General features: G+C 40.4%; 1 protein-coding gene. It reads left to right on the forward strand.

Translation table 11 applies throughout. The features are described from left to right. Positions 1-230: substrate-binding domain-containing protein (locus tag Q5762_RS39845; RefSeq protein WP_315897203.1), on the forward strand; the 230-nt coding region annotated here is incomplete at both ends.

Consider the following 230-nt stretch of genomic DNA (forward strand, 5'->3'; position numbering starts at 1 on the left):
ATTCGTCATGGCCATAGAAAAATTGCCTGTATTGCTTCATCACATGATATTGAAGATACCGATGAACGTCTACAAGGCTATCAAGCTGCGCTAAAAGAGCATAGTATTGAGCTACCCAGAGGCTATATTGAGTACGGAGATCCTAATAGTGATGGTGGTGAACTTGCTATGACTAATCTATTAGCAAAGTCATTAGAGATCACAGGGGTCGTCGCCTATAACGATTATAT

This window comes from Streptomyces sp. P9(2023), from assembly GCF_032436795.1.
Taxonomy (GTDB): Bacteria; Actinomycetota; Actinomycetes; order Streptomycetales; family Streptomycetaceae; genus Streptomyces.